The sequence below is a fragment of the Polaromonas sp. P2_G11 genome, assembly GCF_056403595.1.
On the sequence record NZ_JBFUFE010000004.1, the window covers coordinates 576065 to 593982 of the forward strand.

General features: G+C 62.1%; 21 protein-coding genes. 2 read left to right on the forward strand and 19 right to left on the reverse strand.

Going from position 1 to position 17918, the window contains the following annotated elements; all coding sequences use genetic code 11:
* Positions 1–11 precede the first annotated feature (11 nt).
* The 4 genes from lptA to argS all read right to left on the reverse strand — a co-directional run bounded on the left by lptA (position 12) and on the right by argS (position 3958).
* Positions 12–638: a lipopolysaccharide transport periplasmic protein LptA gene (gene lptA / locus AC1DWQ_RS16795; protein WP_477670659.1), complete on the reverse strand. Its 627-nt coding sequence runs from the start codon at positions 636–638 to the stop codon at positions 12–14.
* A 159-nt stretch (positions 639–797) separates the two neighbouring features.
* Positions 798–1457 (reverse strand): thiol:disulfide interchange protein DsbA/DsbL, encoded by a 660-nt coding sequence (locus tag AC1DWQ_RS16800; RefSeq protein ID WP_477670660.1) that lies wholly within the window; start codon positions 1455–1457, stop codon positions 798–800.
* 128 nt (positions 1458–1585) lie between these two features.
* Positions 1586–2218: an SPOR domain-containing protein gene (locus AC1DWQ_RS16805; protein ID WP_477670661.1), complete on the reverse strand. Its 633-nt coding sequence runs from the start codon at positions 2216–2218 to the stop codon at positions 1586–1588.
* 54 nt (positions 2219–2272) lie between these two features.
* Entirely contained in the window at positions 2273–3958 is a 1686-nt protein-coding gene (gene argS / locus AC1DWQ_RS16810; protein WP_477670662.1) for an arginine--tRNA ligase, read from the reverse strand.
* Between the two features lie 135 nt (positions 3959–4093).
* Between argS and AC1DWQ_RS16815 the strand changes: the two genes are divergently transcribed.
* Entirely contained in the window at positions 4094–4390 is a 297-nt protein-coding gene (locus AC1DWQ_RS16815; protein ID WP_348047291.1) for a PsiF family protein, read from the forward strand.
* A gap of 149 nt (positions 4391–4539) precedes the next feature.
* On the opposite strand, the gene AC1DWQ_RS16820 is transcribed toward AC1DWQ_RS16815, so the two are convergent.
* Positions 4540–5460: an HTH-type transcriptional regulator ArgP gene (locus AC1DWQ_RS16820; protein WP_477670663.1), complete on the reverse strand. Its 921-nt coding sequence runs from the start codon at positions 5458–5460 to the stop codon at positions 4540–4542.
* Between the two features lie 96 nt (positions 5461–5556).
* Here AC1DWQ_RS16820 and AC1DWQ_RS16825 point away from each other — a divergent pair, with 96 nt between their 5' ends.
* Complete coding sequence (locus AC1DWQ_RS16825) at positions 5557–6195, forward strand: LysE/ArgO family amino acid transporter (RefSeq protein WP_477670664.1); 639 nt, start codon at positions 5557–5559, stop codon at positions 6193–6195.
* Between the two features lie 25 nt (positions 6196–6220).
* On the opposite strand, the gene AC1DWQ_RS16830 is transcribed toward AC1DWQ_RS16825, so the two are convergent.
* The 14 genes from AC1DWQ_RS16830 to AC1DWQ_RS16895 all read right to left on the reverse strand — a co-directional run bounded on the left by AC1DWQ_RS16830 (position 6221) and on the right by AC1DWQ_RS16895 (position 17914).
* Positions 6221–6670 carry a DUF2214 family protein gene (locus AC1DWQ_RS16830; RefSeq protein WP_477670665.1) on the reverse strand — a complete coding sequence of 150 codons (450 nt, stop codon included), beginning with the start codon at positions 6668–6670 and terminating at the stop codon, positions 6221–6223.
* Positions 6671–6688: 18 nt separating this feature from the next.
* Positions 6689–7615, reverse strand: coding sequence for a LysR family transcriptional regulator (locus tag AC1DWQ_RS16835; RefSeq protein ID WP_477670666.1), 927 nt, complete (start codon positions 7613–7615; stop codon positions 6689–6691).
* Between the two features lie 100 nt (positions 7616–7715).
* Entirely contained in the window at positions 7716–8549 is an 834-nt protein-coding gene (locus tag AC1DWQ_RS16840) for a shikimate dehydrogenase family protein (RefSeq protein WP_477670667.1), read from the reverse strand.
* A gap of 98 nt (positions 8550–8647) precedes the next feature.
* A complete protein-coding gene (locus AC1DWQ_RS16845) occupies positions 8648–9436 on the reverse strand; it encodes an SDR family oxidoreductase (protein ID WP_477670668.1) in 789 nt (262 codons plus the stop codon).
* A 21-nt stretch (positions 9437–9457) separates the two neighbouring features.
* Entirely contained in the window at positions 9458–9907 is a 450-nt protein-coding gene (gene aroQ, locus AC1DWQ_RS16850; protein ID WP_477647179.1) for a type II 3-dehydroquinate dehydratase, read from the reverse strand.
* 69 nt (positions 9908–9976) lie between these two features.
* Positions 9977–11029, reverse strand: coding sequence for a Gfo/Idh/MocA family protein (locus AC1DWQ_RS16855; protein ID WP_477670669.1), 1053 nt, complete (start codon positions 11027–11029; stop codon positions 9977–9979).
* Between the two features lie 80 nt (positions 11030–11109).
* On the reverse strand, positions 11110–12117 hold the full coding sequence (locus AC1DWQ_RS16860; protein ID WP_477670670.1) for a TRAP transporter substrate-binding protein: 1008 nt from the start codon (positions 12115–12117) through the stop codon (positions 11110–11112).
* Positions 12118–12217: 100 nt separating this feature from the next.
* Positions 12218–13501 carry a TRAP transporter large permease subunit gene (locus tag AC1DWQ_RS16865; RefSeq protein WP_477670671.1) on the reverse strand — a complete coding sequence of 428 codons (1284 nt, stop codon included), beginning with the start codon at positions 13499–13501 and terminating at the stop codon, positions 12218–12220.
* Entirely contained in the window at positions 13498–14028 is a 531-nt protein-coding gene (locus tag AC1DWQ_RS16870; RefSeq protein WP_477670672.1) for a TRAP transporter small permease, read from the reverse strand. Before AC1DWQ_RS16870 ends, AC1DWQ_RS16865 begins: the two co-directional genes overlap by 4 nt.
* Positions 14029–14179: 151 nt before the next feature.
* The gene (locus AC1DWQ_RS16875; RefSeq protein ID WP_477670673.1) at positions 14180–14878 is read right to left on the reverse strand and encodes a TetR/AcrR family transcriptional regulator; all 699 of its coding nucleotides are present in this window, start codon (positions 14876–14878) and stop codon (positions 14180–14182) included.
* A gap of 32 nt (positions 14879–14910) precedes the next feature.
* Positions 14911–15732 (reverse strand): shikimate dehydrogenase, encoded by an 822-nt coding sequence (gene aroE, locus AC1DWQ_RS16880; protein ID WP_477670674.1) that lies wholly within the window; start codon positions 15730–15732, stop codon positions 14911–14913.
* A complete protein-coding gene (locus AC1DWQ_RS16885; RefSeq protein WP_477670675.1) occupies positions 15729–16952 on the reverse strand; it encodes a CaiB/BaiF CoA transferase family protein in 1224 nt (407 codons plus the stop codon). Before AC1DWQ_RS16885 ends, aroE begins: the two co-directional genes overlap by 4 nt.
* Before the next feature lie 58 nt (positions 16953–17010).
* Entirely contained in the window at positions 17011–17493 is a 483-nt protein-coding gene (locus tag AC1DWQ_RS16890) for a MaoC family dehydratase (protein WP_477670676.1), read from the reverse strand.
* 10 nt (positions 17494–17503) lie between these two features.
* Positions 17504–17914 (reverse strand): VOC family protein, encoded by a 411-nt coding sequence (locus tag AC1DWQ_RS16895; RefSeq protein ID WP_477670754.1) that lies wholly within the window; start codon positions 17912–17914, stop codon positions 17504–17506.
* Positions 17915–17918: the final 4 nt, after the last annotated feature.

Genomic DNA, 17918 nt, shown 5'->3' on the forward strand with positions numbered 1-17918 from the left:
TGCAGGTCTTTCTAGTTCTTTTCATTGCCCAGCGTCGTGCTGGGGCGCAGAACCGGGGCTGGGCCTGCGGGCGGCGCCGCGACGGGGGCCGAGGCTGTCGCGCGGGGTGACAGCATGGCGCGAACCCGTCCTGTGGGGTTGCTGGCCGTACGATTTTGCGCGCCCCCATCCACGGTGAAGACGTCGGTGTTGTTGTCGTAAACAATCAGGCTGCCGGTGGTTTCGTCCACCAGGGTGGCGCCGTTGTAGCGGCGCACCACCGCCCGCTTGATGAACTTCACCAGGTCTGCACGGCTGTCATATTCAATGCGTTCGCCTTCGCCTTCGATGTATTCGTCTACGCCGTCACGCTTTTTCCGGTAAAACGCCAGCTTGCCGGGCGCCGCGATGGACACCGCCTGCTGGTAGCCTTCGGGATCCTGCATGACGTCAACGCGCTCGCCGCGCACGATGGTCGTGCCCTTGGTGATCACCACATTGCCGGTAAAAACACTGGTTTGCTTCAGGTCGTCATAACGCAGGGCATCTGCCTCCGCATTCATGGGCTTGTCCCGGTCGGCTTTTTCGGCGCTGGCCGGGAAAGCCACCCCCAGCACCAGGATGACCGGCAGGATGAACGAAAAAATGGGGTGTTTCATAAGGCACGAATCTTGCTGCTTGGTGTTGGGCCATTGTAGCCATGCCAGCTCCGGGAATGGCTTGCACGGGGAATATTAGGGGCATAAAAAAACCCGCCGGAAATCGGGCGGGTTTTGTGAGCCAGTGTTTGGCGCGGCGCACGGCCGCAGGCGCTTTCTTTATTTGGCCTTGCGGGATTGCGCGATCAGGTGATCTGTGACCTGCAGCGCGCGGGTCATGGTTTGGGTCTGGTCCGACGAGGTGTAATAACGCCCCGCGATACCCAGCGACGGCACGCCGGCCACTTTGTAGCTATCCTGCAGCTGTGTGGCCTTGCGCGCCTTGGAGGCGACCGAAAAGGAGTTGTAGAACTCAACGAATTTGGCCTTGTTGAGGCCCTGCTTTTCAGCCCATGCAGCTATCAGTTCGGGCGTGTTGAGCGGTTGTTTTTCCACGTGGATCGTAGCAAACACCTTCTTGTGAAGTTCCTCAATTTTGCCCATGGCCTCAAGCACGTAATACAGGCGCTGCTGAGGTTCGAAATCGGGGCGGAAGGACACTGGAACACGCCGCACGGACACGTCCTTGGGGATCTGCTTCATCCAGGCTTCGAATTGCGGCTCGAAGGCGTTGCAATGGGGGCAGTTGTACCAGAAGAATTCCACCACCTCGACCCGGCCGGCGGCGGTCTCGGTCGGCGCCGGCTTGTCCAGCGTCAGGTAATCCTCGCCGTCCTTGAAGGCCTTGGCCTGGGCTTGCGCCAGGGTGGGCAGGGCGGCGACGCCGCCGAGGGCGGCTGCTGCCGAGGCGGCTGAAAACGAAAACTCACGGCGTTGCATCAGATTTTTCTCCTGGAATGACGGAAATAGCCCGGAAACCGCCCCTCTGGCGGATGCCTCGTGGCGCGGGGTATAGGGGTTTGTACACCAGCCTCGTGAAAAGTTCAGCCTATCGTTGGACGAGGGCTTCAGCGCTGGACCCGGACCAGCGCGGTTTCAATGGAATTGTTGTCCAGGCGCTCCTTGGCCTTGTCGGCATCTTCCTTCTTGTCGAAAGGGCCAAGGCGCACGCGGTACACGGTGCGGCCCGCCTGCTCGCGTTCCGACACTTTGGCCTGCATGCCCAGCAGCAACAGCTTGGCGCGTTGCTGTTCCGCATCTTCCGGCGTGCGAAAGGCACCGGCCTGAATGAAATAGCTGAAGGGATCCGCTCCCGGACCGGACGACAGGCCTTCGACCTTTGCCTTTGCCAGATCGCCCAGCGGATCGGCAGGTGCCGGCTTGGCCACCTTGGTCGGCGCCGAAGCGGCGGCCCTGGGGGCGGGCCCGGCGGAGGGGTCGGGTACCGGAACACCAGGCACTTCAACCGCTGCCGGAGGCGGCGGCTTGGGCTGGTTCTTGCCGGCCAGCGGGGCGTTCGGGTTCCAGTCCTTGTTTTTCTTGGCTTCAACAGCGTCGCTGTCGGGGTTGCGTGCCTGGCTCTTGTTCATGAAAGGAACCGGCACCTTGGTGATGTAAACCGCCACCGCCAGCGCCGCGCCCAGGCCGATCAGCGCGCCAATGATCAACCCCAGCAGGGTTCCGCCTCGTTGTGTATTCATACCTTGCCCACGTTCATTGCCTTGTCCTGAAATTCGCATGGTTTTCGCTACTGGTTACATCTTGCGCGGGGCGCTCACGCCCAGCACTGCGAGGCCATTGTGCAACACCTGCGCAGTCGCGGCGACCAGCGCCAGGCGTGCCTGCTTGACGGCCTCGTCGTCTACCAGGATGCGCTCGGCATCGTAATAGCTGTGATAGCTCGCCGCCAGCTCGCGCAGGTAAAAAGCTACATCGTGCGGTGCCAGGCCGGCGGCCGCATTGGCAAGCATGTCAGGGTACTTGGCGAGCAGCAGCATGAGTGCCTGGGCCTGCGGGCTGTCGAGTGCCGACAGGTCCACGGATTTCAGCTTCGCTTCGTCGCCGCCCTGGCCGGCCCAGATGGTGAGGATGGAGCAGATGCGCGCGTGCGCCATCTGCACGTAATACACCGGATTGTCATTGCTCTGTGCCAGCGCCAGGTCAATATCGAACAGGAACTCCGTGTCCGGCTTGCGACTGAGCAAAAAGAAGCGCACGGCGTCGGCGCTGGTCCATTCGATCAGGTCGCGCAGGGTGACGTAGCTTCCGGCGCGCTTGGAAATCTTGACCTCTTCGCCGTTGCGCACCACGCGCACCATGGTGTGCAGGACGTAATCGGGGTAGCCCTGGGGAATGCCTTCGCCGGCGGCCTGCAGCCCGGCGCGCACGCGGGCAATGGTGCCGTGGTGGTCCATGCCCTGGATGTTGATGGCCTTGCCGAAGCCGCGCTCCCACTTGGCCAGGTGGTAGGCCACGTCGGGGACGAAGTAGGTGTAGCTGCCGTCGCTCTTTTTCATCACGCGGTCTTTGTCGTCGCCGTAGTCGGTCGACTTCAGCCACAGCGCGCCGTCCTGCTCGTAGGTCTTACCGGCGTCTTTCAGTCTGGCCACGGCGCTATCGACACGGCCCGAGCTGTACAGGCTGGACTCAAGGTAGTAGTTGTCGAACCTGACCGAGAAAGCCTTGAGATCCAGGTCCTGCTCGTGGCGCAGGTAGGCCACGGCGAACTGGCGGATCGAATCGATGTCGTCGACATCGCCCGAGGCGGTGTATTCGCGGTCGTCCGACTTGACGGTCTTTTTGGCCAGAAAGTCGGCCGCGATGTCGGCGATGTAATCGCCGTTGTAGGCCGACTCGGGCCAGCCGGCGTCACCGGGCTTGATGCCTTTGGCGCGCGCCTGCGTGCTGGTGGCCAGGGTCTGGATCTGCACGCCTGCGTCGTTGTAATAGAACTCGCGCCAGACTTTCGCGCCCTGAGTGGCGAACAGGTTGCAGATCGCATCGCCCAGCGCGGCCTGCCGCCCATGGCCCACATGCAGAGGGCCGGTCGGGTTGGCCGAGACGAACTCCACGATCATCTTGCGCGCCGGGTCGGCGGGCTGTACGCCGAACTGCGCGCCGGCGGCCAGCACTTCGCGCACGGTCTCCTGCTTGGCGGCGGGCTTCAGGCGGATGTTGATAAAGCCCGGCCCGGCGATCTCGATCGCGTCCACCCAGCGCTCGAAGGCCGGAGCCTTCAGCAAAATGGCACGCAGGTCTTCCGCCAGCTGGCGTGGATTGAGCTTGAGCGGCTTGGCCAGCTGCATGGCGGCCGTGCAGGCGAAGTCGCCGTGGGCCGCCACCTTGGGGGATTCAAAGGCAGCTTTGTCGCCTGCGCCGGGGGAAAGGTCTTCCAGCCCCGCAGCCAGGGCCGCGAGCAGGTCTTTTTTAATCGAGAGCATGGGCTGATTTTACGGTTAAGCCATCTGCCGTTCGGACCCCTCAGATACCCGGTCATCGAATTTGCCCGGCGCGGCGTTATGTGTTGGAATTCCAGCCGGAACTCAAACCTGATTCCCCAACCCAATGGAGCCACCATGAAAAAGCTGTTATCCCTGATCGCCGCCGTTTTTGCCGTCTCGATGGCCTTGTCTCCGGTGGCGCACGCCGCGGACGCTCCAGCCAAAACCGCACAGCAAACCAAAATGGGTACCTGCAACAAGGACGCTGAAGGCAAGAAGGGCGACGAACGCAAGGCATTCATGAAAGAGTGCCTCAGTGCCAAGAAAGAAGCGCCAACGCAGCAAACCAAAATGAAAACCTGCAACGTCGACGCCAAGGGCAAAAAAGGCGACGAACGCAAAGCGTTCATGAAAGAATGCCTGAGCAAGTAAGCCAGTCGTATCCAGCCGAACCAGCCCGCCATGGATGTCATGGCGGGCTTTTTTTGTGTCAGCGATTTCTTGATGAGCGCTATTGAGTTGATAGCTGCTTGCGCCCATCCGCAAAGCGCAGGCGGCACTTTTTGCTTACAAATACACCGTCACATCTGTAGCAACTCCCCTTGCGCCGCCTGCTTGACCGCCTGTGTCAATCGTTGCGCCGCAACGGATTCACGTGCCCAGTGCTGCCAGTACAGCCGCACGTCGACCGTGCTGCCCGGCAGCACTTCCTGCAGCGGCGGCTTGCGGGTGCGCGCGGCCAGCAACAGGTCGGGCACCATGCCCCAGCCCATGCCAAGCTCCAGCGCAAGCTCGAACGCATCCACCGCCGGCACAAAGTGGCGCGGGTACAGCGCGTCGCGCAGCCCGAAATGCTGTTCAAGAAAAGTATCCTGCAGCGCGTCCTTGCGGTTGAAGATCACGGCAGGGCTGGCCAGCAGGCGATGGGCCAGCCGGTTCGGTGCGGCCTTGCCACCCGCCGCGGGCTCGTTCCACTGTGCCACCAGTGCGGGCGAGGCCATGCAGCGGTAACGCATCACGCCCAGCGGTTCAGCCACGCAGCCCCGCATAGCCTGCGCCAATGCAGTCACGCAGCCCGTGACATCTCCGCTTTTCAGGGCTTCGTGGGTGTGATCCTGATCGTCCACCACGACATCGAGCAGCAGGCCGTGAGTGTGCAGGGCTGTGGCCACGCCCGGCAAGAACCACGTGCTCAGGGAGTCGGCGTTCACCGCCACACTCAGGCTTTGCAGGCGCGCGGACTTTCCCCCGCCCTGCAGCCCGGCCAGCAGGTCGCCTTCCATGAGGCGAACCTGCCGGGTGTGCCCGAGCAAAGCCTGACCGGTCGACGTGGCGCGTACCTGTTTGCCGCGCACCAGGAGCCGCTGCCCCAGTGCGTTTTCTAGTGACTTGATGCGCAGGGACACGGCAGCCAGCGTCAGGCTCAGGGCCTTGGCGGCTTCGCCGAAACTGCCGTGCTCAATCACGGCGGCCAATGCTTCAAGTTGTCGGGCATCGAGCATGTTGTTAGGCACCTACTAAATCAATTAATAATTGACTAAAGCTAGTTTTAGTTAATTCTATTTAACTATTATGAACCCTGGCACACACTTGCGGCCATGAACCCGCTCACCGCCCCCGCCTTCCTGACCGGCATGGTCCTCAGCCTCTCGCTCATCATGGCCATAGGCCCGCAAAACGCCCATGTGATCCGCATGGGCCTGCTGCGCCAGCACCTCTGGCTGACGGTTGCCGTCTGCGTGCTGACTGACGTGGCGCTCATCGGCCTGGGTGTGATGGGGCTCGCACAGCTGGGCGGCCTGTCAGACAAACTGGTGGGCGCCATGACGGGCGCGGGTGCGCTGGTGCTGATGGTGTACGGAACACACGCGATGCGCCGCTTTGTGCAGCCGGCGCCGCAGGCGGCAGAAGGCGCGCCCCTTGTCGCCGAAGCCATGCCGCGCCGCAAAGCCATCGGGCTGGCACTGGCGCTGTCGTGGCTCAACCCGCATGCCTGGCTGGACACCGCCGTGGTCATCGGCACCGCATCGCTGGCTTACGCCCGGCCGGACAACGCCGTGTTCGGCCTGGGCGCTATCACGGGTTCATTGCTGTGGTTTACCGGCCTGGGCGTGGCGCTGTGGTGCGTGGGGCGTAAGCTCAACACGCCGGTCATATGGCGCGCCATGGACATGTTGGTGGCGCTGATGATGTGGGGCACCGCCTTCTGGCTGGTGCACGGCCTGTTTTCAGCCTGACGCCGGCTGCAGCACTGGCGTGCGCCTAACCAAAGCCACGGGCCAGAAAGACGGCAGCCAGCGGAATGAACGGCAGGATGTGCGCCTGCACCATCACCAGCCGCCGCGCTTGTTTGACTTCCAGCGAATCGGGCAGGGCACCGTTGGCGCGCAACTCCCGGCGCCAGCGCGAAAACATCATGGTGGGCTTGATGGAAATCAGCCCGATCACCAGGAACATGACGAGCTTGACGTACAGCAAGGGGTTATGGGCGTACCAGGCCGCGCCCTTGCTGCCCAGAAACACGCGCGCCAGGCCGGTCAGGAACACCGCGCCGGCCGAGATGCCGTAGACCATGTCGATCTTGCCGAGCCTCTCGATCACGGCGGCGTCCAGCCACTCGGTGCGGCACAGCGCCGCCTCGCTCGCCAGAAAAACCACCATGGTGAGAATCGCCAGCAGGTGGGCATAGGCCAAAAGAGATTCGAGAACCATCGTCGGGATCCTTTCCAGTCAGGGTTTTGCGGCGGCTGGCGACGAGCACCAGAACTCCGGTTGGCTGTAATGGTGTTTCAGAAAATCCAGCCACAGGCGAACCCGCAGGGGCAAGTGTTTGCGTTGCGGAAATACGGCGTAAATACCGTTGGGCGGCGCGGCAAAATCCTCCAGCACCGCTACCAGCTGGCCGGCGGCAATTTCCGCCTCGACCTCCCAGGTGCTGCGCCAGGCAATGCCGTACCCTCCCAGGCACCAGTCATGCAGGACCTGGCCGTCCGAGCAGTCGAGCGGCCCGCCCGGCTTGAGATGGATCAATTCGTCCTGGACCCGGAACGCCCAGCCCCGCGTTTGCGAGGCGTCGCTGGACAGCGTCAGGCAGTCAAATTTCGCCAGCTCGCTGGGGTGCTGGGGCGTGCCGTGGCGGGCCAGGTAAACCGGCGTGGCCACGCACAGCCGGCGGTTGTCAGCCATGCGCACACTCACCAGCGAAGAGTCCGGCATGTCGCCGACGCGCACTGCGCAGTCAAAACCCTCGCCGGCCAGGTCAACCACCCGGTCGCTCAGGTTCAGCGAGATCGTGACATCGGCATGCACTTCGCGAAAGCGCGTCACCAGCGGCGCCACATGGCGGCGGCCAAAGCCGGCCGGCGCGGTGATGCGCAGATGCCCGCTGGCCTTGACGCCGCCGGCCGATACGCTGGCTTCGGCGTTGGCAAAATCAATCAGCAGGCGCTGGCAGTCTTCAAGAAAGGCGCTGCCTTCGTGTGTGAGCGTGATGCGCCGGGTGGTACGCACCAGCAACTTGACGCCCAGGCGGCCTTCCAGTGCATCAAGCCGCCGACCCATGATGGCAGGCGCCACGCCTTCGGCGTTCGCGGCGGCAGTCAGGCTGCCGCGCGTCGCAACCGACACGAACGATTCAAGCTGCTTGAGTTTGTCCATGCTGGATTATGTCTATGAACGTCTGAAATCAGACGTTTTTAGCATTGATTCCAGTACTTCCCACCCAGGACGCACGGTGCGTGCGTCCTCTTACACTTTTTTAATAACTCAGCCGTGCCACCGACCGCAAGACGTCCGGTGTGGTGGTCGGCAGGCCAAAAAATTCCAGGTAGGCCGGGATCTGCTCGAACAGCATGTCCGAACCCACCTGCACGGTGCAACCTCGCGCCTTGGCCGCCGCCAGAAACGCGGTCATTTCCGACTTCATGACCACTTCGCCCACAAAACTGCTGGCTGCGATACGTGAAACGTCCATGGGCAAGGGATCGCCTTCATTCATGCCCATGGGCGTGGCATTGACCACCAGGTCGTAACCCGCCGGGTCGTTGGAGCCAGTGGAAAGTTCCAGTGCCGTGTAGTGCTGGCGTAGCCGCCCTGCCAGGGCCTGCGCAGAGTCCGCATTGACGTCGCACAGCCCCAGCGCGCGCGCGCCGGCCTTGGCCAGGGAAGCCGCGATTGCCGAGCCCACGCCGCCGCTGCCGACGACCAGGGCACGTTTGCCGCGCGGATCAAAGCCCTTGCGCTGCACACCGCGCACAAAGCCCTCCCCATCGAACATGTCGCCCACGAGCTTGCCGTTCGCGTCGCGCTTGACGGCATTGCAGGCGCCGGCGATGCGTACCGTGGGTGTGGCTTCGTCCAGCAAATCGACTGTCGTGACCTTGTGCGGCATGGTGATCAGCGCGCCTAGGAAATTCTCCAGGCAAGACACCGACCGCAGAAAGGCCGGGTAGTCTTCGGCCTTGCAACCCATGGGCACGACCACCGCGTTCACTCCCGCCTGTTCAAAGTAGGGGTTGTAGATCATCGGCGCCTTGAAGGAATGCGTCGGGTAGCCGATGTGGGCGATGAGTTCGGTATGGCCGTTGATCATGGAGGTTCCAGAAATTTGCAGTTAAAACCGCTGTTGAAAATAACGCCGAATAATCAGTGCTGACGGTCATTCGCCGGCAACAAAGACGCTTTTGACGATCAATACAGGCCAGGGGTGCCACCGCCGTCCACAGCGATGGCCGTGCCTTGAATGTGGCGGGCACTCTCCGAACACAGGAATATCGCAAGTGCGGCGACATCCTCGGGCGTACCCAGCCGGCTGAGTCCCTCGCGTGCGATTTGCGCTTGTCGTTCTTCTTCGACGGGTTTTCCACTTGCGGCTGCACGCTGCTGAAACAGCTGCGCTACACGGCCGGTTTCAGTCAAGCCCGGAAGAATGGCGTTGACATTGACGCCGTCCCGCTTTCCAAGCCCGGACAGGCCCTTGGTGAAGTTGTGCATCGCAGCGTTGACCGACCCACCGATCAGGAAGCCCGGGTCGGGCGTACGGGCAGCGCCGCCAATGATGTTGACAACGTGCCCACCCGCAGTTTTCAGCATCGGCCAAAACAGGCGGCACAGGTTCACACAGCCGAAGAACTTCAATGCAAAGCCGTCATGCCATGCGTCCTCCGGAAGATCCAGAAACGCACCGGCGCGCGTGGCACCCGCGGAATTGACCAACACGTCACAGCGTCCAAATCTTTCGGACACCAGGGTGAATACCGCTTTGCAACCTTCTTCGCCTCGAAGATCCGCAGCGCATATCTCAGGGCGGATTGCTCCGGTACTGGCAATCGCATCCGCGGCAGTCTTCAGGTTCTCAATGGACGATGCGGCCAAAACGGTCTGTGCACCGCGTGCAGCAAACGCAGCGGCGATGCCATGGCCAATGCCCCGGCTGGCGCCACTTATGACGATGACTTTTCCAGCGAACTCCTGTGACATGGCCGCTCTCTTTCTGATGATTTACGAAACCCTTGCGGCATTGATCGCCGAAACAGCGGCGCGCAAAGCCAGCAGGTAGCTGTCAGCGCCAAAGCCGCAGATCTGCCCCTTGACGATTTCGGCGAACACCGACACATGGCGGAAAGGCTCACGGGCGTGGATGTTCGACATGTGAAGCTCGACAACCGGCACGGTGAGGATGGCCAGGGCGTCGCGGATGCCGTAGCTGTAATGCGTCCAGGCGCCGGCGTTGATCAGCACGGCGTCGACCTTGTCGGTGAATGCCTGGTGAATCCGTTCGCACATGTCGCATTCGCTGTTGGTCTGGAAATGTTCCACCTCGGCGCCGAGCTCCCGGCCCAAAGCCTGCAGGCTGGTGTTGATTTCGTCCAGCGTGATGGTGCCGTACTGCGCCGGATCGCGCTTGCCGAACATGTTGTGGTTGATGCCGTGAAGCATGAGCACTTTCATGGTGATTTCTTTCCTGGTGGTTGACGTTGTTTGTGGTGGTTTGATTTGCATGTGGGAGGGTCGAGTTGCTTAAAAAACGGGCAACTCGATCACCTGGCCGGTTTGGGCGGCCTGTGCGATGGCCTCGGTGACGCGCAGGTTCAGCAGGCCGTCGCGGGCACTGACCAGCGGCGGTGCTTCACCACGAATGACGGCGCCGAAGTGCTCCAGCTGGTGCTTGAGGGGATCGTCGCGGACCATGTCGGCCACGCTCTCGTCAAACGGCTTCCACCAGGAACGGTCTTCCGGCCTGGGATAGCTTTTCAGGCGCATGGTCGGAATCGACAGGCTTCCGTTGGTGCCCGAAATCACGTAGCAGTCTTCGTCGCCATAGCTTGGGTAGGCCTTGTTTTCCCGGGAGGTTTGCTCCCAGCTGCGCGCGCAGGCGGCGGTGTCCGACAGCATGAAGCTGCCCAGCGCGCCGTTGGCAAAACGCAGATTGATGGCCACCGTGTCTTCCACCGGAAAACCGCGTGTGGCATTGGAGGCAAAAGCCTGCACCGCCACGATGTCACCGCACAGCATGCGCAGGTTATGCACCTCATGGATCATGTTCAGCAAAATGGGGCCGCCGCCGATCTCGCGGCGCCATGGCGCGTCTTCATAGTAGCGGTCGGGCTTGAAGAATGTGGCGCTACCCATCACGGCGACCAGCTTGCCGAGTTTTCCCGAATCCACGATTTCCTTCGCCTTGGCCATGATGGGGCTGTGCGCGCGGTGGTGGCCTATCAGTACCTTGGCGCCCGTTTCAGCGACCGCCTTGACCAGCTGTTCGCCTTCGGCCAGCGTGGGTGCGATGGGTTTTTCCAGCAGGATGGGAACGCCCGCCTTGATGCACTGCAGGGCCTGCGGCACGTGCAGCTGGTTCGGCGTCGCAAGGATCACGCCGTCGGGCCGGTCTCTGGTGAACAGCTCGTCCAGCGATTGGTAGAGGGGCACACCCGCCTTGGCGGCGATAGCCTTTGCCGCCGGCGCAGGATCGACAATGGCCGAAAGGATGCACGTAGGGCTCTCTTGAGCCACATCCATGTGGGCGAGACCGATGTAGCCGGCCCCTGCGACAGCGATGCGGATTTTGCTCATGAAGGAAGATACCCGGAACCGGAATGAAAGAACAGGCCGGCCGGCGCTCCGGTGCGCTGGGCCGGCCGGGGCGTGAAATCCTATTTGCGCAGTTTGGCGAGCTCTGCCTGCAGCGCGCCGACCACATCGGCACCCACGATGGCTGAGTGCTTCTCGATCACGGGCTTCATCTTCTCGCGGAATTTAGCCATCTCCGCGGGACTGAACTCGCTGACCTGCATGCCGTTCTTCTTCAGGTTTTCGAGCGCAGTGCCGGACTGTTCACGCGAGGCCTTGCGCTGGTACGCAGCAGCTTCGGCGGTCGCATCCGAGAATATTTTTTTCTCATCATTGCTCAGGGTGTCCCACAGCTTTTTGCTGACAATGACGGTTTGCGGGTTGTACTGGTGGTTGGTCACCGCCAGGTACTTTTGCACTTCGTAGAACTTGTTCGCGTTGATGACCGTGAACGGGTTTTCATGGCCGTCAATGGCCTTTTGCTCCATCGCGGCATAAACCTCGGGAAAAGCCATGGGCGTCGGATTGGCGCCCAGGGCGGTCACCCAGTCGATGTTGATGGCATTGGGAATCACGCGCAGTTTCAGGCCGGCAATGTCGTCCACCTTGGTGATGGGGCGCTTGCTGTTGGTGATGTTGCGAAAACCGAGTTCCCAGTAGGCCAGCCCATGGATGTTTTTGGCATCGAGCCTGGAGAGCATCATTTTCCCGAAGGGCCCGTCCACCACGGCATCGGCTTCCTGCGAGCTGGCAAACATGAACGGAAAATCGAAAACGGCAAATTCCTTGGCCTGACTGGCCAGGATGCCGGAATTCATCACCACCATTTCCAGCGTGCCGCCTTGCAGCGCGGAGATGTTCGGTGCATCGCCGCCCAGCACGCCACCGGGGAAGAGGTTGACCTTGATCTTGCCGCCCGATTTCGCTGCCACGGTTTCAGCGAATTTTTTCATGCCCAGCACAATCGGGTGGCCGTCCGGGTTTTGCGTGGCGAACTTGACGGTGCGTTCCTTGATGTCCTGGGCTGAGGCCATGCCGAAGGCCGCCAGGGCGACGGTAGTGAGGACGGATTTGATAAACAGGCGTTTCATGGTTGTCTCCGGTTTCTTTGAGGGGATGAGGTGTCACGGTACGCTTTGACGTGGCTGCCGGCCGTGGCGTACCCAGCACGCCCGGCAGCGCGGAAAGTTGTCAGCCGCCGTAGAACCAGCGCGCCGGAATGATGACGATTTGCGGGAAAGCCACCATCAGGAACATGATGGCGAACTGGGCCCACATGAAGGGCAGCACGCCCTTGGTGACTTCGTCCATGCTCACCTTGCCCACCCCGGCCACCGTGTTCAGCACCGTGCCCACTGGTGGGGTGATCAGCCCGATGGCGTTGTTGATGATGAACAGCACGCCAAAGTACACCGGGTCAATGCCGGCGGCCTTGACGACCGGCATGAGCACCGGCGTCAGCAGCAAGATGGTGGGCGTCATGTCCAGCGCGGTTCCCACCACCATCACCAGCACCATGATGGCCAGCATCAGCAACTTCGGGCTGTCCAGAAGCGGTTGCAGCAGGGCAACCACCTGGCCCGGTATCTGCGCTACCGTGATCAGCCAGGCCGACACCATGGCCGCAGCCACCAGGAACATCACGATCGCGCTGGTCTTGGCGGCGCCCACGAACAGCGGGTAGAGCTTCCTCAGCGTGAGCTCCTTGTAGACGAGTACGGAAACCAGCGTTGCGTACACCGCGGCAACCACGGCAGCCTCGGTCGGCGTGAAGATGCCGAACTTCAGGCCGAACACCACGATCAGCGGCAGCACCAGCGCCCAGGTCGACTCCTTCAACGCCACCAGGACTTCTGCGCGGCTCTTGCGCGGCGGGGCTTTCACCACTTCCTTGCGCACCAGCCACCACCAGGTCAGCCACAGCGACAGCCCCAGCAGGACACCCGGAAAAATCCCGGCCAGGAACAACTTGGAAATTGACACATTGGCTGCCACACCGAAGATGACAAAGGCAATCGAAGGCGGGATGACCGGCGCGATGATGCCCGCCGATGCAATCAGCCCTGCGGAGCGCGCCTTGTCATGGCCGGCGGCCACCATCATGGGCAGTAAAAGCGACGCCAGCGCAGCCGCATCGGCCACTGCAGAGCCCGACAGCGCCGCCATGATGACTGCCGCCACGATCGTGACATAGCCCAGACCGCCCTTGATGTGGCCGACCAGGGCCATGGCGAGGTTGACGATGCGGCGCGACAGGCCACCTGCGTTCATGACCTCGCCGGCGAGCATGAAAAAGGGCACGGCCAGCAGCGGAAAGCTGTCGGCGCCGTTCACGACGTTCTGTGCCAGGATCTGCGCGTCGAACATGTCGAGATGCCACATCAATGCAGCACCACACAGCAGCAGGGAGAACGCGATCGGGATGCCCAGCGCCATGGCGGCAAGCAGCGATCCGAGGAATATAGCGATGGTCATGCCGGACCTCCTTCATGCGGTTGGTCTTCGGATTCCCTGATCATCATCAGCTCGCCGTCCCCGGTCTTGCCGCTGAGCAGCCGGATCAGATCCCGCAGCAGCAACAGGCCGCCGAGCACGGCGAACACCATGCCCGAGCCATAGAACCAGCTCATGGACACTTCCATCACGGCACTGGTGGTGGTCCAGTTGATCTTGACCTGCTCCCACGCACCGCGGAACATCAACCAGCAGGCAAAAAGCATGAGCAGATAGCTGATGCCGAGGCATATTTTTTTGCCCCTGGGCCCCAGGCGACCCACCAGCATGTCGGTGCCCAGATGCCCGCGCTCGTTGATCGCCACCACGGCACCGAGAAAGGTCAGCCAGACGAACAGCCAGCGAGACAGCTCCTCTGACAGATTGATGCCCGAGTTGAAGCCATAGCGCAACACCACGTTGCCGAACACCAGCACCACCATCAGTGCCAGGAACAGCGCAATCACGCCATCCAGCACCCGGCAAAACCGGTTTATCCATTTGTCCATGTTGTCTCCTTTTTATGCGTGGCCGCGCGCGCGGCCGTCCAGCGCCAAGCCTGTTGAGGACTGTCTTAACCCATAATGTACGAACTAGTTAGTTTTAAACGAATCAGTAGAAACCCGACATGCCCGCCCCTGGCCGGCGGCGATCCGGAACTTATTTGCGCACGAAGCGCACGATCATTTCGATGATGCTGTCGCGCCGCGCCGTCATGGCGCGTCCCGACTGTGTGTCGCTCTTGAAGATCAGCCCGAAGGTGTGCTGGTTGGACACATTGAAGAATGTCAGCGCGGAAATCGATGCATGGATGTCGATCGGGTCCAGGCCCGTACGGAATATGCCCGCCGCCACGCCGCGCTCGTAAAGCTTGCGGATGGCATCGATGGCCGGCACATTGAGTTGCTGGATGATTTTGCTTTGCGCCAGGTAGCTGCCGCGCTCCATGTTCTCGGACATCACCAGCCGGATATAGCCCGGGTTGCTGTGGTGATGGTCGAAGGTAAATCCCACCAGGCGGCGCAGCGCATCTTCCGGCAGCAGGTCTTCCAGGTGCAGTTCCGCCTCGATGCTGCGCATGCGCCGGTACGACTCCTCCAGCACGGCGAGGTACAGCCCCTCCTTGCTGCCGAAGTAGTAATAGATCATGCGCTTGCTGGTCCGGGTGGCCGCCGCGATCTCGTCGATGCGTGCGCCGCTCAGGCCCTTCTCGGCGAATTCGGCTGTGGCCACTTCGAGGATCCCGGCCATCGTGCGTGCCGGGTCGTTGGTGCGCGTGGCCGTCTGCACAACCGGGGCCTTCCTTTTGCGCGCACGCACCTTGGCCGAAGCTGCCTGCGAATGTACTGTTTCGTCCATTCGCGCAGTATAGGGGGCAGGCTGAGCTCATGTCATACCAGCGCAATGGTGATGCGTTCAATCGCGGCGCGTGTGTCGGGCCGCACGCCGCGCCACCATGCAAAGGCTTCGGCTGCCTGCTCCACCAGCATGCCCACGCCATCGGCCAGCCGCCGGGTTCCCGCGTTTTGCGCCAGGCGCAAAAACGGCGTGAGCCCTTTGCCGTACGCCAGTTCGTAGGCCAGGCAATCGGGAGCGAACACGCTCGCCGGCACCGGCGGCAGTTCGGCGCGCAGGCTTGCTGAGGTGGCATTGAACACCACGTCAAAGGTCTGCCCCGCCAGATCCGGATAGCCGCAGCCGCGGACGTTTGCCTGGGCCGCGCCCATGGCCTGTAGTTCATGTGCCCTGGCAACCGTGCGGTTGGCAATCACCAGTTCGGCCGGGGCCTGCGCGAGAAACGGCAGCAACGCGCCCCGGGCCGCTCCGCCGGCGCCCAGCAGCAGCACGCGTTTGCCTTGCAGTTGGCAGCCCAGGTTGTGCGTGACGTCGCGCACCAGGCCAACACCGTCGAAGTTTTCGGCAATCACGCGTGTGCCTTCAAACTTCATGGCATTGGCTGCCCCCGCGAGCTGCGCCCGCTCCGAGCGTTCGGTGGCATAGGCAAAGGCGTCGAGCTTGAAGGGCGCGGTAATGTTCATGCCTTTGCCGCCCAGAGCGCGGAAGGCATCCACGGCGCCGTTGAACCCGCCTGGCGGCCCTTCGATAGCCGTGTATTCCATGTCCTGCCTGCTAGCCTGCGCGAACATGCCGTGGATCAGCGGCGATTTGCTGAACCCTATCGGGTTACCGATGACGGCATAGCGGTCGGTCATGGCTGCACCTCTGCATACAGCACGCCGTCGCGCTCCATCGCGTCAATGTCGGCAGCGCTATAACCGACGCTCGCGGCGATCTCGCGGTTATGTTGGCCCATGCCGGGTGCAACGCAGGCAGGCGAGGTGTCGCACTCCGAAAACCTGAAAGGCAGGTTGGGCAGGCGTATTTTTCCCAGCACCGGGTGGTCTTGCTCAATCACCATGTTGCGTGCCTGAATTTGCGGGTCGTTCAGCACTTCCTCGATGTTCTGCACTTTGGCGCTGGGTACATCAATCGCGTCCAGCGCGGCCAGGCATTCGGCCACAGTGCGGCCCGCTACCCAGCCTTTCGCCAGGGCGAGTATTTCTGCACGGTTCTCATTGCGCCCCGCAGCGCTGTGAAAGCGCGCATCAAGCGCCAGTGCTTCACCGCCGATCAGCAGGGCAAAACGCTTCCAGGCGTCGTCGACCTGCGCGGCAATCACGAGGTAGCCGTCGCTGGCGGCAAACACGCCGTACAGCGTGCTTTGCGGCATGTCGTGGCCGGTTTGCTGCGGAATTTCCTTGCCGCCCGAGAGGGTGTAGCACTGCACCGCATAGTCGTGCATGGACACCAGGCAGTCGTACAGGGACAAGTCAATATGCTGGCCCCTGCCCGACTTGATGCGGCCCAGCAGCGCGGCACATACCGCCGCCACGCCATGGATGCCGGTATACATGTCGCCCAGTGAAACGCGCAGCAACGGCGGTGCGCTGCCGGGCTCGCCGACCATGGCCATGATGCCGCTCTTGGCCTCGGCAATCAGGCCGAAGCCGGCACGGTGCGCGTCGGGGCCGGTATGGCCATAGGCGGAGATCGAGCAGTACACCAGGCCAGGGTTGCGCCGGGACAGCTCTTCGTAGCCCAGGCCGAGTTTTTTCAATGCGCCTGGGCGGTAGTTCTCGACGAACACATCAGCTGCGTCGGTGAGCTTGTGCATCATTTCCAGGCCGCGCGGGTCCTTGAGGTTGATGCACAAACCCTTCTTGCCCATGTTCTGCTGCAAAAAGTAGCCGCTTTGTCCCTTGATGAAGTAAGCGTGGGCGCGTCCCGCGTCCCCGTCCTTGGGCCGCTCGACCTTGATGACGTCTGCGCCCATCGCTGCCAGGCAGCGCGACAAATAGGGCCCAGCCAGGAAATGGCTGTAATCGACGACGCGGATGCCCGCCAGCGGCAGCGCTTGTGTAGTTTTATCCATAAAAACCTGAGTTCATCCTTGTATAGCGTGCGCAAGCGGCTATGTTTTTGATAGCAAGTCATTTTTCAGACGATGGCCGGCGCGGCACCATCAGGCGGTGCTCGCCCTTTTGCACCACCTGCCCGGCCTGGTTGATCAGCTCGGCCGGCAGCACCACGATGCCCCAGCCCGGCTTGCTCTTCGAGGGCCGCATGCTGTCCACACGAAACTTCACGTGCAGCGTGTCATTGATCTTGATGGGCAGCAGGAAGTCCCAGGTCCAGCCCAGCGACATGCCAGGCAGGAAGCGGTATTCGCTCTGGGTTTTCAGGCCGTCGGCAACCGACAGCCCCATCAGGCCGTGCGCAACGCGGCAGCCGAAGTGCGAGGCATTGGCGTAGGCCTCATCCATATGCACCGGCGTGAAGTCGCCGGTGAGTTCGGCGTAGGCATCAATGCGCGCGGCGGTGAAGGTATAGGACGGGCTGGTGCACTCGTCACCGACCTGTGCGTCGTCCCAGTATTTTTCCGGCGTGGCGAACTGGATGTTGGGGTTAGGCATGAGGCGCCTTTCAGGCCGTGGCGGCTCTGGGATTGACGGCCAATACAGCAGACACGCTGCCGGCACTGGCCTGGATCAGCTCGACGGCCAGGCCATCGGGCAGTTGCAGCCAGTTGCGGCCCTGGGGCAGTTGCTTGACGCCCCATGCCTTCGCCTCGGCCAAGGCGGCCTCCAGGTCGTCAACCATGATGCCCAGATGCGCCAGCCAGCCAGCGTCGTTGGATGGCGCCGCCACAAAGCCGGGCGTACTCATGAGCTGCAGGCCACCGATCGTCCAGTACTGGTGCGGTGCATCGGCGGGTCCGTCGACCTCGCGCGCATCCATGCCCAGCACCTCCAGGAAGAAGTTGATGTGCCACTGGATGTCTTTGACGCGTACCGCAACGTGTTCTACATAAGACTTTTGTTTGTGAGGGGCCATGGTG